The following is a 14069-nucleotide window of genomic DNA, read 5'->3' as shown; positions in this document are numbered from 1 at the left end:
GGCCGCGGCGCAGGCCGAGGCGAACACCCCGGACGGAGCGAAGGCGACCGCCCGCCGGCTCGCCGCCTCGGACCACGGCTGGGGCGACGGGCAGTTCTCGTGCCTCGAGTCGCTGTGGACCAAGGAGTCGGGCTGGGACTACCAGGCCTACAACCCCTCGAGCGGCGCCACCGGCATCCCGCAGTCGCTCCCCGGCGACAAGATGGCCAGCGCCGGCGCCGACTGGCAGACCAACGCCACCACGCAGATCCGCTGGGGCCTGGACTACATCGCCCGCGCCTACGGCACCCCGTGCGCCGCGTGGGGGCACTCGCAGGCCACCAACTGGTACTGACGACCGACGCTCGGTCGCGCCCGCGGCGACGGCTGCGAACCACGCGCCGACGACGACGGGCACCCAGGCTCCGCACACTGCCAGTGCCGGCTACAGCGCGTGACAGCCGCGAATGCGATCGCACCGAGCGTCGCCGCGACGACTGTACCCATGCATCACCCGTCGTCTAGAACAGTCGTGGATGATGCGGGCCGGGCGGGCGCGGCAGAAGCGTGACGAGTGCGTGCGAGCTGACAGGCCGCGCAGGCACGCTTCATATCCGCTTCTTAGGTCGGAATCAGACGATGAAAGGATGCGGATCCTCGTGGCCGATGACGAATCGGCGTTCCTGCGATCAGTCGCGCGCTCGCTGGCCTTCGAGGGCTATGACGTGCTGACCGCCGTCGAAGGCGAGCAGGCGCTCGACGTCATCGCTCGAAGCCGCCCCGAGATCATCGTTCTCGACGTGACCATGCCGCGTACGGATGGTCTCAGCGTCTGCCGCCGGCTGCGCTCCACGGGCGATCGCACACCGGTGCTGATGCTCACGGCACGCGACAGCATCGGCGACCGCGTCGCAGGCCTCGATGCCGGCGCAGACGACTACCTCGTCAAGCCGTTCGCGTATGCGGAGCTGCTTGCCCGGTTGCGGGCACTGCGGCGCCGGCTCGTCGGCGACCGGACGCACAGGGCGCCCCTCGAGTGCGGACCGCTGCGACTCGACTCTGACAACTGGGCGGCGACCGTCCGGGGAGAGCAGCTGATGCTGACACGAACGGAGTTCGCCTTGCTCGAGATGTTGATGCGGCACATCGGGCAGGTGCTCACTCGATCTCAGCTGTATGCCGAAGTGTGGAGCGGGGAGCTCGACGAGGAGTCCAACGCCGCCGAGGTCTACGTGGGATATCTGCGCCGCAAGCTCTCCGCTGCGGGTTTGCCCGATGCGATCCGCACTGTCCGCGGCGTCGGTTACGCCCTGCGGGTGGATGCATGAGTCTGCGCGCGCGGCTGACCGCGATCGCCTCCGCCGCCGTGGCACTGGCGGTCGTCGCAGCAGCGCTCGTGGGCTGGGCGCTCGTGCGGCAAGGGCTGCTGCAGGAGGTGGACGACCGGCTTCTCTCGCGTCAGACACGGCTCGACCGCATCGCCGACCTGCCGGCGGTCCTGCCTGCGGATGGACAAACCGACCGTCGCTTCGTCATGCTCGTCCAGGACGAGCCCACCGGCGTCCAGGTCGTCGCGCCCGACGGTTCGGTCGCGCGGCAAGTGACCTTCGGCGGCGCGGAGCTCGCGCTCGCCGAGCCGGGATGGCGACCCCCGGCCCCTGTCACGCAGACGCCCCGCCTGGACGACGTGACTCTCGGCGGGCAGTCGTACCGGCTGCTCTCGGTACGACTCGACGACGGCGGCATCCTGCGGCTCTTCCAGCCACTCGCGGCCTTGGATGGCACACTCAGCCGCATCGGATGGGCGCTGGTCGGCACCGCCCTCGGCGGGATCGCGGTCGCCGCGGTGGGCGGCTGGCTGGTGTCGAGATCCGCCCTCCGCCCGGTCGACCGGCTGGTCGCGGCGACCGAGTCCGTGCGGCGCACCAACGACCTCACCGCGCGCATCGACGTCGGAGACAGAGCCGACGAGCTCGGTCGCCTCGCCGATTCCATGAATGCCATGCTGGCCGGGCTGGAGGCCGCGCGGGGTCAGCAGCGAGAGCTGATAGAGAACGCGAGCCATGAGCTGCGGACTCCACTCGCCGTGCTGCGCAACGACTTCGGACTGCTCCTGCGCGCGGAGCACGACGGTCTGGAGGTGCCGGCGAAGTCCAGGGCGGAGCTGCTGCGCGACTTGGACGATCAGGTCGCGGCCCTCACGGAACTGGTCGCCGAGGTCGTCGACCTCGCCCGTGGCCAGATCGAGTCGGAGGCTCCCACGCGTGCCGCCCTTCTGCCACTGGTCGAACGCGCCGTCGCTCGCACGCGCCGCGTGAACCCTGCGGCGACGGTCACGGTCTCGGGCGAACCGCGCGACGCCCTCGTACGCCAGGCGACGCTCGAGCGCGCAGTGTCGAACCTCGTGCGCAACGCGCTGCAGGCGAGCGGGCCCGCAGGAACGGTCGAGGTCGAGGTACGCACCGATCGCGACAGTCATGCGATCGAGGTACGCGACCGCGGGCACGGGCTCCGCGACGAGGAGATCCCCCACCTGTTCGAGAGGTTCTTCCGCGGGACCGCAGCTCGGGAGCGGCATGGCGCAGGGCTGGGGCTGGCCATCGTCGCTCAGGCCGCCGTCGCACTCGGCGGCGAGACGTCCGCAGCGAACAGACCAGGCGGTGGCGCCGTGTTCACTCTGCGGTGGCCCGTGCGGGGCGCGGGATAAGCGCGTCTTACTCACGGCCTATCTCCAGCTCATGCGGCATTCGTAGCGTGATCGCGCACGGGATCGCCCGTGCTCGAGACAGCGGAGGGCCGCAGATGTACATACTCCAGAACGCGTTGAGCAACGTGTGGCGTCATCGAGGGCGCAATCTCCTGCTCGGAGCGATCATCCTCGTCGTGATCGCGGCGAGCGTGATCGCGCTGATGATCAGCTCCACGTCGGCAGCGATCATCGCCGACTACCGGGAGCGCTTCAGCTCGGAGGTGCGCTTCCAGCCGAACATGGACAAGGTGCGCGAAGAAGCGATGGCGACGAGCACGGACGGCGCAGTGCGCATGTCGATGCCGACCATCGACGAGCAGCTCTACATGGACCTCGGCGACTCCGAATACCTGGCCAACGCGGTCTACACCGCAACGACGGGCGTCGTGCCCGAAGGGATCACGACGATCGACGAGGCCGAGCTGGGTGGCGGAAGCGGCCTCATGGTGGCGGGCCCCGGCGCCGCCACGGACACGCCCGATGTGATGGAGTACACCGCGTCGCTGCGCGGCGGGTCCTTCGCCGAATTCGAGGACGGGAGTCGCGCGCTGGCCGACGGAGAGTTCCCCGATGCCCTGGACGAGGCCATCATCAGCACCGACCTCGCATCTGAAGCCGGCCTTGCGATCGGTGACACGGTGCACCTCACGGGACAGCTCAACGACATCGAAGCGGGCGTGTCGGAGGACATCGCATACGACGTGACGATCGTCGGCACGTACGACGACCTGACCGACGAGTACGGCCAGGACCGGATGCAGAACGCCTTCACGAACACACGCAACCAGATCCTGACCACGTACGACACCGTGGTCCAGGAGTACGTCGCCGATCTTCGGGGAATGCAGATCTCCGGCACCTTCTCGCTGAAGTCGCCCGATCTGCTCGAGGCGTTCACCGCGGAGGCTCGTGCGAAAGGGCTGCCCGAGGTGTTCGACGTCGCGACCGACGAGGCCGCGTACGACCAGATCGTCGGCCCGGTCGAGGGCCTTCAGTCGATCTCCCTGACGTTCATGATCCTCGTGCTGGTCTTCGGCGGCGTGACGATCGCCCTGCTGACATCCATCGCGATCCGGGAGCGCAAGTACGAGATCGGCGTGCTCAGGGCGATGGGCATGAAGAAGTCGGCTGTGTCTCTCGGGCTCGGCGCAGAGATCCTCGCGATCACCGCCGCCTGCACGGCGCTGGGCCTCGTCCTCGGTGCCGTCACAGCTCAGCCCGTGAGCGACCTGCTCCTGGCGGGGCAGATCGAGGCGGCGGAGAACGCCACGCAGGAGGGCGGGCCCATGATGATGCCCGGAATGGGCGGCAGTCCCGTCGACGCCGAACCGCTGACCGAGCTGAGCGTCGCGCTCACGCCGATCACCATTGCGCAGATAGGCGGAGTCGCGTTGCTGCTGGCGGCGCTGGCCGGCGCGATCGCGCTCAGCCGCATCACCAAGTACGAACCCATCAAGATCCTGCAGGAGAGGAACTGAAGATGACTGCATTGGCTTTGAAGGATGTGACCTACCGTTATGGCGGAACCGAGCGTGATGTGCTGCGGGGCGTCAGCGCGCGATTCGAGCGCGGCCGCGTCTACACGATCGTGGGCAAGTCGGGATCCGGGAAGTCGACGCTCCTGTCGCTCATCGCCGGTCTGGACGTCTGCCGCAAGGGCGAGGTGCTCTTCGAGGGCGCCGATCTGAAGACGCTCGACCGCGACGCTTACCGTGCCCGCGGCATCGGAGTCGTGTTCCAGGGCTTCAACCTGCTCACGGACCTCACTGCGGTGCAGAACATCGTGCTGAGTATGCAGATCTCCGGAAGCGGGGTGGCGCACAAGCGCGACTTCGCCTACAGCCTGCTCGCGCGACTGGGGATCGACCGCGAATCGGCCGATCGGACTGTCCTCAAGCTGTCGGGCGGCCAACAGCAGCGTGTCGCGATCGCGCGGGCGATCGCGCACGACCCGGCGATCATCGTCGCTGACGAGCCGACTGGCAACCTCGATCACGAGACGGAAGAGGACATCCTCGAGATCCTCTCGCGCCTCGCTCACGACGACGACCGCTGCGTCATCATCGTGACTCACTCCCGCCGGGTCACCGAGATCGCCGACGTGGTTCTGGGCATTCGAAACGGCAGGATGGAGCAGATCACGAAAGCGGGGCGCCGCGCATGACCGACGTGGCTGGACGGGCCGGCGGTGGCGCTCTGTTCACGATGGCGGCGGCCCTCGCAGGATATGCGGTGTGGGCGTTCGCTCAGGCGGACGCGCTCATCCGCACTGCCCGGGAGTCCGGTCAACTCGGCGAGGGCACGGAGTTCGACGTCGCGTCGTATTTCATGAGCAACGTGGGTGTCTATTCGATCGCCGCCGTGACCCTGGCGGCGCTGGGCTGGGTGCTGCTGCGGAGCACACCCTCGCCTCGAAGGACGATCGTGGCGCAACAGACCACCGCGCGGCCGACGCCGCCGGAGGACGACCTGGAAGACCTGTTCGACAGCGTTCCGACGTGATCGGTGCGCAGGGTCACGAAAAGATAACGACAAACCCTTGCCATCGTTACCTCGCCGTTATAGAGTGCATGCACGGTAGTTGTTTTGCTGTGGCAGCTGCCGACATGTGATTGCAGGACACTCTTGGTGCAAGGGACAAGGGCCGGTCGGTAAGCCTCTCCGACCGGCCCTTACTCTTGTCTCGCGCAGTTGACGCGACCGCCGCGCCTCACGTCACGCGGCCATCGCCCGGCCGCGACACGCGAAACCACCGGTATCCGTACGGCGCCACCTCGAGGTCGACCCGACCGCGGTCGCCGAGCTCGAACCGGTGTGCCTCGAGCAGATCGACCAGCGCGGCGCCTTCTGGCTCGTCGTCGATCGTGAAGCGCACGGCCGCCGGCACGTCCGCGAAGTTGTGCACCGCGACCATCCGCCCCACATCGGCCCGCAGCGAGTGCACGAGCACCGACACCGCATCCTGATCGATCACCTCGAACTCGCCCCACCCGAGCTCCGGCGAGATGCGGTAGCGCGAGATGAGGTCGCGGAAGAAGTGCAGCAGCGAGTCGCGATCCTCGATCTGATCCGCGACGTTGACGTGTTCCGGCGCGTAGCCGTCGGACGGCGGCTTCGACACGAGCCGTGAGGCCGCGGCATCCGAGAACCCGCCATTGCGGTCGGCCGACCACTGCATGGGGGTGCGCACGGCCTGACGCCCCGGGATCTCGGAGTTCTCGCCCATGCCGATCTCTTCGCCGTAGAACAGCACCGGTGTGCCCGGGAGCGTGAACAGCAGGCTGTACGCCATGCGGATGCGGCGCGGATCGCCCTGCAGCATCGTCGGCAGGCGACGCACGATGCCGCGCCCGTACACGCGCTGCCGCTCGTCGGAGGCAAGCGCCTCGAACACCTCGAGCCGATCGTCCTCGCTCAATTGGTCGAGGGTGAGCTCGTCGTGATTGCGCAGGAAGTTCGCCCACTGGGCCTCGACCGGAAGCCTCGGCCGCTTCTTCAGCGCCTCGATCAACGGAGCCGGATCCTGCCGTACGAGCGACAGATACAGCCGCTGCATCGCGACGAAGTCGAACTGCATCGTCAGCTCGTGCCGGTCGTTCGCGCCGAAGTACGCCACCTGCTGCTCGTAGGGCAGGTTGACCTCGCCCAGCAGCGCCGCCTCGCTCGACCGCCGCTGCATGAACCGCCGCACGTCGCGCAGGAAGTCGTGGGGATCGGCCATCTCGGCACCCTCGGGCACCTCCAGCAGGAACGGCACGGCGTCCACGCGGAAGCCCGCGACGCCGACCTGCAGCCAGAACCCGATGGTCCGCGCGATCTCGTCGCGCACCGCCGGATTCGCGACGTTGAGGTCGGGCTGGTGTTCGTAGAAGCTGTGCAGGTACCACTGCCCCGACTTCTCGTCCTTCGTCCAGATGCCGTCCGCCTCGCCCGGGAACACCGCGTTCTTCTGGCCCTTCGGAGGCGGATCGTCACGCCACACGTAGAAGTCGCGGTACGGCGAGTTCACGCTCCGCTTCGCCGCGACGAACCAGGGATGCCGATCCGACGTGTGATTGACGACGAGGTCGACGATCACGCGCATGCCACGGTCGTTCGCTGTGCGCACCATCTCGACGAAGGCGCCGTGATTGCCCAGCCGCGGGTCGATGCCGTAGAAATCGGTGACGTCGTAGCCGTCGTCGAGATCGGGCGATGGGTAGAAGGGCATCAGCCACAGGCAGGTGACGCCCAGCTGCGCGAGGTAGTCGATGCGCGCCGCGAGTCCCTGCAGGTCGCCCACCCCGTCGCCGTTCGAATCGAGGTACGTCTCGACGTCGAGGCAGTAGATGACTGCCGACTTCCACCACAGGTCGCTGGTGTCGGTGATCCTCATGGGGTCCGAGTGTGCCGCGAGGGCCGGCGGCGCGACAGCCCCTTTCGCAGCGGCACGCGATCCGCTATCCGCGCGGACGGGCCGCGGTTCTCGGCATCCGGCTCATACGCCGCCGCCTCCCCCGCCACCCCCTCCGCCGCCGGCGGATCCGCCGCCCGACGAACCACCCGAGGTCGACGACGAGGATGCCGTCGAAGACGACAGGTGCGAGATGCCGGCCGAGAACGCCGCGGCGTTGAATCCCGAGCCGCCCGAATACCACCCCGGGGAGTTGCCGTCGCCGTAGAGCACCGCGAGCTCGCGCGCCCACTGCTTCTCTTGCCCGAAAACCACGGCGTACGGCAGCAGCACCTCGTAGAGCCTGAGCTTCACACGCGGATCCGACACGTCGACCGGCACGCGCTCTGCGCCCCGCGGGGACTGCAGCATGCGGATGCGGTCGGCCTCGGCCCACTCGATGAACTGCTTGAGCCCCGCGAGGTGGTCGCGCACCTCCGCACCCGCGGCCGTCAGCGGCTTGTGGGCAATCACCCCGACGACGACGAACACCGCCACCACCGCCGCGATGATCAGCACGATCGGGACGAGCGGGTGGACGAACGCCGACAGCGCGCCGAACCCGAGGAGAACGACCAGTACCGCCGCGAGAATCGCCCCCAGCACCGGCCACACGCGGGCCTTCGCCGGCACGGATCGACGCAGTCCGCGCGTCGTGAGCTCCTTGTTCGCGGCCTTCAGGATCTTCTGCGCGGCCGAGGAGAACCTGGTGTCGCTGCGGCCGAACTCGAACTCCTCGCCCGGTATGCCGTGCGGGAAGAGGCCTTCGAGCAGCATCCGCCCGTCGCCGTCGGCGCGCGACGGGTCGACGAGCACCGCCTTGAGCTTGACGCCGCCGAACACCTTGCGATGGCCTTCCTCGATGCGGATGCTGCCGACTACGGCCTGCTCGAGTACCTCGGCCGGGATGGCCTTGGTCGACAGTCCCAGCAGCACCGCGCTCTCGAGCGCGTCGACCTCGCGAGGCGGCGTGTACTCGGCGATGATGACCGACCGCCCCGGCTCGTCGCGCAGGTGCCGCCGTCGCGACACCGCGGCCGCCGTGACCGCGCCGCCCAGTCCGAGCAGTGCGACGGCGCCCTGCAGCCACCCCCACGGCGAGGCGAGGTACGACGAGTCGAACTCGGTGAACGTGTCGGCGTCGAAGCCGATCGCGATCGTCAGGGTCTGATACGGCTCGAGAGGCCCCGCCGACGCCTCGACCCCGCCGTCGATGTCGACGATGGCGCAGTCCTGCGACGTCGATCCCTGCTGCCCGCTGTAGCAGGCCTGCTGACCCGTACGCGCGTCCGAGAGCTCGTCCGACATCGTCACGTGCGCGGTGACTCGCCCGAACGGCTGGGGCCAGTCGGTGCCGTTGACGTCCCAGTAGAACTCGTCGGAGTCCGTGTCGGCGAACAAGCGCGTGACGTTCTCGAGGGTGTAGGTGAAGACGTAGGTCTGACGGCCGTGCACGTAGTCGTCGGCGCGCGACGTCATGAGATACAAGCCGTCCTCCGACTCGACCTCGGCGCTCCGGGGTGCCCCGTTCTCATCGGTGATCGAGACGAGCTCGAGGTTCAGCGGCGCTCCCTGGTACGACTCGGGGACCGTGCGGCGCATGCCGCGGTTCTGATCGAACTCGGGAAACAGCGCCACGAACGTCTCGACGACGGTCACGGTGCTCACGCCCTCGTCGGTGCGGCCGAGCTCGTAGTGAACATCCAGGCTCTCGAACGCGAAGTCATCGACGTCGGCCCGCGCCGCCGACGCGCCCAGGCCAGCTGCCGTGATCACGAGTCCGCCCAGCAGCGTCGCCAGCAGCCGCGTCGCCACCCACCGGATCCGCCGGTGCGACGACGCGATCGCAGAAGTCCCCATGGTGGCCAGCCTAGAGGTGCCGGTTGACCGTAATCTTGTCGCTATGACCGATCGCCGTCTCGCCATCGACGCGTGGGAGAGCCTCTTCCGCGCGCAGCACGAGATCTTCGGCGACGTCAACGACGACTTCGACGGCATCCTCAGCCAGGGCGAGTACGACGTGCTCCTCACCGTGACGCGCGGCGACGACATGACCGCGCGCCTGCGCGACGTGACGGCCAACATGCTGATCAGTCAGCCGAGCGTGTCGCGGCTGGTCGATCGCATGGTCGCACGTGGCCTCATCACGAAGTGCGCGGATCCTGACGACGGCCGCGGGTCCCTGGTGAAGGCGACGGATGCCGGATCCGCCCTGTTCCGCCGGATCGCGAGCGCGCACGGCAGGGCCATCGCCGAGCGGATGTCGCTGCTGAACGACGACGAGCTGGCTCAGCTGCGCGACCTCACCGCGAAGCTGCGGAAGAAGCAGCCCGGGTGCTGACGTCTCCCCCGTCGCTGACCACCGGTCGCTGAGCTTGTCGAAGCGCCCTTCGACAAGCTCAGGGCCGGCGGTTCGCTACGGCGTGCGGCGGCGGAGCGTGAGTGACGCCAGAGCGAGCGCGCCCACCGCGAAGGCCACGACGATGAGCAGCGGCCCGAACACGTCCCCGCCCTCGTCGTCGGCCATGACCGCGTTGATGGTGTCGATCGCGTAGCTCAGCGGCAGCCAGTCAGAGATCGTGTAGAGCACTTCGGGCATGTCCTCGCGCGGCATGAACAGACCGCCGAGGATGATCTGCGGGAACACGATGAGCGGCATGAACTGCACGGCCTGGAACTCGGTGCGCGCGAACGCGCTCGCCAGCAGCCCCAGTGCGGTGCCGAGGATCGCATCCACGATCGCGACGAGACCGAGCTGCCACACCGGTCCCTCAACCTCGAGACCGCATACCCAGACTGCGAACGTCACCGTGATGACCGCCTGCAGCGTCGCCATGAGGCCGAACGCCAGGCCGTAGCCGAGGATGAACTCGGCCTTGCCGATCGGCGTGGTCATGAGGCGCTCAAGGGTTCCCGACCGACGCTCGCGCAGCGTCGTGATCGAGGTGATGAGGAACATGACGATGAACGGGAAGAGGCCCAGGATCGGTCCGCCGAACTGATCGAACACACCCTCCTGGTCGCTGAAGAGCCACGCGAAGAGCCCGACGAGCAGACTCGGGGCGATGAGCATCAGCGCGATGGACCGCGGGTCGTGGCTCAGCTGCCGCAGCACGCGCCCGGCCGTGGCGAACATGCGTGCGCCGTTCATGCGGCACGCTCGATGAGGGCAAGGAATGCGGCATCCGGGTCCGCCGTGCCGGTATCGGCGAGAAGCCCCGGCGGGGTCGTGTCGGCGATGATCCGGCCCGCGCGCAGCAGCACAAGGCGATCGCAGCGGAGCGCCTCGTCCATCACATGACTCGAGACGAGGAGCGTCGCTCCGGCGTCGGCAAGGCCGCGGAACACCTCCCACAGCTCCGAGCGCAGCAGCGGATCGAGCCCGACGGTGGGCTCGTCGAGCACGATGACCTCGGGTGCGCCGAGCATCGCGACCGCGAGCGAGACGCGGCTCTCCTGGCCGCCGCTGAGCGAGTCGATCGTCTGGTGCCGCTGGCCGACGAGCCCGACGTGCTCGAGCACGCGATCGACATCGCTGCGAGGCGCACCGATGAGCCGTGCGAAGTAACGCAGGTTCTGGTGGATCGTGAGGTCGCCGTACACGGACGCCGCCTGCGTGTCGTAGGCGACGCGGCGGCGGAGGGACCGCGACCCTGCCGGCTCGCCGAGTACGGTGACCGTTCCCGCTGCAACCTTCTGCACGCCCACGATGGAGCGCATCAACGTCGTCTTGCCACAGCCCGATGGGCCGAGCAGACCCGTGATCTGGCCGCGCGGAATGTCGAGATCGAGGCCGGTGAAGACCTCGGTCGAGCCGCGCCGCACGTGAAGGCCGCGCAGCTGCACGGCATCCGTCCTCCCGATATTCATCACGCGATGAATTATTCGCCGGGAGGACGGCGGCGTCAACCCCCTCAGCCGTACAGGTAGCGCTGCAGGTTCGGCGCGACGCGGGCCACCAGGTCGTCGACGGATGCCTCGGCCAGCGCAGGGAGTCGCACGACGTAGCGAGTGATGAGGAGGCCGGCGATCTGCGAGGCGACCAGCGTCGCACGCAGCTCGGCGTCGTCGACCTCGAGGGCCCGCGCGATGCGCGAGAGCAGCTCGCGCGAGAGGAACGCCGCCAGCAGCGGCGTGGTGAGCCTGTTGCCGATCGTCGTGCGCAGCAGCGCGACCCCGCGTCGGCGCACCTCGGGCTGTTCCCACGACTCCAGGATGTAGCGCGCGATGCGCTCGCCCACCTCGCGCTCGGGCCCCGCGAGGATGTCGGGGATCGCGAGATCGGGGCGCATCGGCACACCGATGGTCTCGGCGAACAGGTCGGCTTTGGTGCCGAAGTAGTGGTGCACGAGCGCCGAGTCCACGCCGGCCCGCGCGGCGATCGCGCGCATCGTGGCGCCGTCGTACCCCTGCTCACCGAACTCGTCGATCGCCGCGGCGAGGATCCGCTCACGCGCATCGGACTCACCCGCCCGCGGGCGTCCCCGGCGGCGCTTGGGCGTCGGCACGACGTATTCCACCACGCGCTCAGCCTACGACGGGGCCTCGGCCGGGGCATCCGTCGTCACCAGCGGTTGTGCACCTCTTCGGCCCAGCCCAGGATGCCCGCGAACGCCAGCGACTGCCCGCCGGGCACCGCGAAGGTGCCCGACCAGTGCCCGAAGCATTGGTCGGTGCGCGCCGAGACGACGCCGAGGTTCAGGCGCGACGTCTTGTCGTAGAACGGCTTGAAGGATGCCTCGAGCCCGCCGCCCGAGACACGCCAGGGTTTTCGCCAGCCGGCGAGGTCGTACTGCCAGGTGAGCTCTTCGTGGATCTTGTGGAGCCGGCCGTCGACGTAGACGGCGTTCTCGGTGGAACCGGTGCCCTCGGTCCAACGGCCGCCGACCTGGATGCCGATGACGTGACCTGCCGAGCGGCCCGAGCCCGCTCCCCAGTTCCGCCGGACGTCGTAGGGCCAACGGCCGCGGCCGTGGTCGAGCACCGCCCACGATCCCCCGGCCGGCACGTCGTAGGTGACGCCCTCGATCGTCACCGAGCCCGACGCCGGCCGCGCGACATCCTTCACGGTGTACTGGAATCGGGTGCTGCTCCACGGCACCACCACGGCCAGGCGCTCGTGCCCCTGCGGAAGCTCCGCGAAGACATCGAACGCGACATCCGGGGTCCGCGCCCGCAGGCGCGTTCCGGCCCCGGGCGCTGAGCCTGCTTCGGGCCCCGAGCCTGTCGAAGGGTCGATGTCGATCTCGAGATCCTTCGCACGCGCCCGTGCACGGCCGCTCTCCACGCCTGCCGGCAGCTCGGCGCCACGGGCAGCGATCACGGTGGCGGTCTTTCCCCACGAGCGCTCGGCGGCGCGGTCGAGCACCCAGACCTCGTGCACGGCGGCGTAGTCGATCGACGAGACCGTGAGCGCGAGGATGTGGGTCGGGGTGGTGACGTTCCAGTACTCCCAGCGCTTGTTGCGTCCGCGGCCCCGCGCGATGCCCGACGTGTCGACGATCGGCTGACGCGCCCAGCCGACGGCGTCCGGGTTGAGGCGGCCGCTGGGCAGCGTGAGCGACGTCGGCTGGGTGAGCTCTTGGAGCGGGGCACCGGGCGCGGGGGAATATGCGGTCATCGGCATCCTTGCTGACGGTCCGTGATTTCGGGTGCTTCGATTCTACGGCGCCGTAGGGTGGGCGCCATGCACACGCCCGAATTCGCCCGTCTGCAGGTCGTCGCCGGACCGATGTTCGCCGGCAAGTCCGAAGAGCTGCTCCGCCGCGTGCGGCGCGCGCGAATCGCGGGACTCTCGGTCGAGGTCGTCAGCCACTCCCTCGACGATCGAAGAGGCCTCGGGCAGGTGAGCTCGCACTCGGGACTCAGCGTCGAGTCCAGCTCGGTGCCCGATGTCCACACGCTCCTGTCGCACGTGCGCGGCCGCAGCCTCGACCTCGTCGCCGTCGACGAGGCGCAGTTCTTCAGCGCCGACCTCGTGCCCGCCGTGAGCACGCTCGTCACCGGGGGGCTGAACGTGATCGTCGCGGGCCTGTGCGTCACCTTCGACGGCCGCCCGTTCGAACCGCTTCCGTCGCTCATGGCCATCGCCGAGGACGTCCTCAAGCTCACGGCGGTGTGCGCGGTGTGCGGGGCGGATGCCGCGTTCCACCAGCGTCTCGCCGCGGGCGAGGTCGGCGACCCGAACCTCCCGACGCGCGAGCAGGTCGGCGGCATCGAGTCGTACCAGGCCAGATGCCGCCGGCATTTCACGGGCGACCGGCCGTCGGCGGCATGAACGACGGATGCCCCGTCCCGGCGGGACGAGGCATCCGTTCGAAGCCGATCGCTACTGCTCGATCGGCTGAGGTGTCTCCTGAGACTCGTGCGCCTGGATGGTCGGGCTGCTGTTCTCGGCCATCACCTCGATCTTGCGGGGCTTGGCCTGCTCGCTCACCGGGATCGTGACGCTCAGCACGCCGTTGCTGTAGCTCGCCGCGATGCGGTCGTTGTCGATGCCCTGGCCGAGGTTGAGCTGCCGCAGGAAGCTGGCGGCCTCGCGCTCGCGCGTGATCCACTTGACGCCTTCACCCGTGGTGAGCGTGCGCTCGGCGCGGATCGTCAGCAGCTGGCCGTCGACGTCGATGTCGACCGAGCCCGGGTCGATGCCCGGCAGGTCGGCGGTCAGCACGTAGTGATCGCCGTCGCGGTAGAGGTCCATCGGCATGCGGCGCGGGCCGCGGCGCGTGTCGAAGAGACTCGACGCGAGGCGGTCGAGGTCACGGAACGGGTCGTAGGTGGCCATGGTTGTCTCCTCTCTGTCTTGAAGTTGAGCCCACTCGACTCAACTACCCACAGATTAGCACTCTCGACCGTCGAGTGCTAAGTGCTCCGCTGTTCGCTCTGAACGAACGGACTCCCGACCCGCCG

At 68.8% G+C, this 14069-nt stretch carries 15 protein-coding genes; 8 read left to right on the top strand and 7 right to left on the bottom strand.

Translation table 11 applies throughout. The features are described from left to right. From EIO58_RS05415 to EIO58_RS05390, 6 genes are all read left to right on the top strand, one after another. Positions 1 to 334: aggregation-promoting factor C-terminal-like domain-containing protein (locus EIO58_RS05415; protein WP_446723896.1), on the top strand; the 334-nt coding region annotated here is incomplete at its 5' end. Positions 335 to 638: 304 nt separating this feature from the next. Continuing rightward, complete coding sequence (locus EIO58_RS05410) at positions 639 to 1307, top strand: response regulator transcription factor (RefSeq protein WP_240658586.1); 669 nt, start codon at positions 639 to 641, stop codon at positions 1305 to 1307. Beyond that, positions 1304 to 2686, top strand: coding sequence for a HAMP domain-containing sensor histidine kinase (locus EIO58_RS05405; RefSeq protein WP_127818644.1), 1383 nt, complete (start codon positions 1304 to 1306; stop codon positions 2684 to 2686). Before EIO58_RS05410 ends, EIO58_RS05405 begins: the two co-directional genes overlap by 4 nt. 95 nt (positions 2687 to 2781) lie before the next feature. Further along, complete coding sequence (locus EIO58_RS05400; RefSeq protein WP_127818643.1) at positions 2782 to 4206, top strand: ABC transporter permease; 1425 nt, start codon at positions 2782 to 2784, stop codon at positions 4204 to 4206. 2 nt (positions 4207 to 4208) lie between these two features. Continuing rightward, entirely contained in the window at positions 4209 to 4892 is a 684-nt protein-coding gene (locus tag EIO58_RS05395) for an ABC transporter ATP-binding protein (RefSeq protein ID WP_127818642.1), read from the top strand. Next, entirely contained in the window at positions 4889 to 5230 is a 342-nt protein-coding gene (locus EIO58_RS05390; protein WP_127818641.1) for a hypothetical protein, read from the top strand. Before EIO58_RS05395 ends, EIO58_RS05390 begins: the two co-directional genes overlap by 4 nt. 208 nt (positions 5231 to 5438) lie before the next feature. On the opposite strand, the gene EIO58_RS05385 is transcribed toward EIO58_RS05390, so the two are convergent. Both EIO58_RS05385 and EIO58_RS05380 read right to left on the bottom strand, forming a co-directional pair. Beyond that, complete coding sequence (locus EIO58_RS05385) at positions 5439 to 7103, bottom strand: alpha-amylase family protein (RefSeq protein ID WP_127818640.1); 1665 nt, start codon at positions 7101 to 7103, stop codon at positions 5439 to 5441. Positions 7104 to 7205: 102 nt separating this feature from the next. Further along, positions 7206 to 9020, bottom strand: a complete 1815-nt coding sequence (locus EIO58_RS05380) for a DUF2207 domain-containing protein (protein WP_127818639.1) — start codon at positions 9018 to 9020, stop codon at positions 7206 to 7208. A 43-nt stretch (positions 9021 to 9063) separates the two neighbouring features. Here EIO58_RS05380 and EIO58_RS05375 point away from each other — a divergent pair, with 43 nt between their 5' ends. After that, complete coding sequence (locus tag EIO58_RS05375) at positions 9064 to 9501, top strand: MarR family winged helix-turn-helix transcriptional regulator (protein WP_127818638.1); 438 nt, start codon at positions 9064 to 9066, stop codon at positions 9499 to 9501. A 75-nt stretch (positions 9502 to 9576) separates the two neighbouring features. On the opposite strand, the gene EIO58_RS05370 is transcribed toward EIO58_RS05375, so the two are convergent. Genes EIO58_RS05370 through EIO58_RS05355 form a run of 4 tightly spaced genes read right to left on the bottom strand, consistent with a single transcriptional unit; the run spans position 9577 to position 12780 of the window. Beyond that, positions 9577 to 10311 carry an ABC transporter permease gene (locus EIO58_RS05370; RefSeq protein ID WP_127818637.1) on the bottom strand — a complete coding sequence of 245 codons (735 nt, stop codon included), beginning with the start codon at positions 10309 to 10311 and terminating at the stop codon, positions 9577 to 9579. Continuing rightward, positions 10308 to 11030, bottom strand: coding sequence for an ABC transporter ATP-binding protein (locus EIO58_RS05365; protein WP_127818647.1), 723 nt, complete (start codon positions 11028 to 11030; stop codon positions 10308 to 10310). Before EIO58_RS05365 ends, EIO58_RS05370 begins: the two co-directional genes overlap by 4 nt. A gap of 44 nt (positions 11031 to 11074) precedes the next feature. Next, positions 11075 to 11683, bottom strand: a complete 609-nt coding sequence (locus tag EIO58_RS05360) for a TetR/AcrR family transcriptional regulator (protein WP_240658585.1) — start codon at positions 11681 to 11683, stop codon at positions 11075 to 11077. Positions 11684 to 11724: 41 nt separating this feature from the next. Then, complete coding sequence (locus EIO58_RS05355; RefSeq protein WP_127818636.1) at positions 11725 to 12780, bottom strand: DUF2804 domain-containing protein; 1056 nt, start codon at positions 12778 to 12780, stop codon at positions 11725 to 11727. Between the two features lie 66 nt (positions 12781 to 12846). Here EIO58_RS05355 and EIO58_RS05350 point away from each other — a divergent pair, with 66 nt between their 5' ends. Beyond that, positions 12847 to 13437: a thymidine kinase gene (locus tag EIO58_RS05350; protein ID WP_127818635.1), complete on the top strand. Its 591-nt coding sequence runs from the start codon at positions 12847 to 12849 to the stop codon at positions 13435 to 13437. A 51-nt stretch (positions 13438 to 13488) separates the two neighbouring features. On the opposite strand, the gene EIO58_RS05345 is transcribed toward EIO58_RS05350, so the two are convergent. Continuing rightward, a complete protein-coding gene (locus tag EIO58_RS05345; RefSeq protein WP_127818634.1) occupies positions 13489 to 13944 on the bottom strand; it encodes an Hsp20/alpha crystallin family protein in 456 nt (151 codons plus the stop codon). Between the last annotated feature and the right edge of the window lie 125 nt (positions 13945 to 14069).

Origin of the sequence: Microbacterium sp. CPCC 204701 (genome assembly GCF_004010105.1) — a bacterium.
GTDB lineage: Bacteria > Actinomycetota > Actinomycetes > Actinomycetales > Microbacteriaceae > Microbacterium.
This window is presented reverse-complemented; position numbering and strand designations above follow the sequence as displayed.